Annotated in this window: 1 protein-coding gene; it reads left to right on the forward strand. The window is 63.1% G+C overall.

The window, feature by feature from the left end; translation table 11 throughout:
- The coding region (locus HX846_RS10920; protein WP_178965384.1) for a bifunctional diguanylate cyclase/phosphodiesterase at positions 1-718 on the forward strand (718 nt) is incomplete at its 5' end.
- Between the last annotated feature and the right edge of the window lie 46 nt (positions 719-764).

Genomic DNA, 764 nt, shown 5'->3' on the forward strand with positions numbered 1-764 from the left:
GGTTTACTACCAGCCAGTGCACGACCTGCAAGACAGCCGAATGATCGGCGTCGAAGCCCTGGTGCGCTGGCAGCACCCGGAGCGCGGGCTGGTGCCGCCGGGGGAATTCATCCCGATTGCCGAGCGCACCGGGCTGATTGCCGACATCGACGCCTGGGTCATGGACCAGGCCTGCCGCCAGATGTGCCAGTGGCTGGCAGACGGTGCACCGCTGACGTTTCTCGCGGTGAATGTGTCCAGCCGCCTGTTTGCCCGGCGGGAGCTGTATGAGCAAGTGGCCAAGGTGCTGCACGACACGGGGCTGGATCCGGCGCTTTTAGAGCTGGAAGTCACCGAAAGCGCGGTGATGGAGGACCCGGAAGTCGCCCTTGAGCAAATGCATCGCCTGCGTGAGCTCGGCTTACGCCTGGCTATCGACGACTTTGGCACCGGTTATTCATCGCTGCTGCGGCTCAAGCGCTTGCCGGTGCAGAAGCTCAAGATCGACCAGGGTTTTGTCGCCGGGTTGCCGTGGGATGAGGACGATGCGGCGATTGTGCGGGTAGTGATCGCGTTGGCGCAGAGCATGGGCATGCAGGTGCATGCCGAGGGCATCGAGCAGGTTGAGCAGGCGCGGTTTCTATTGGAACAGCGCTGTGACCTTGGCCAGGGGTACTGGTTTGGTCGGCCGATGCCGGCCAGTGAGCTGGATTGGGCGAGGGCGCCGACCATTCGTTAACCACCGCCTGTCCTGATTTCAAACAGGGCCAAAATGTGGGAGCGGG

It is taken from the genome of Pseudomonas sp. K5002, assembly GCF_013386655.1.
Classification (GTDB): Bacteria; Pseudomonadota; Gammaproteobacteria; order Pseudomonadales; family Pseudomonadaceae; genus Aquipseudomonas.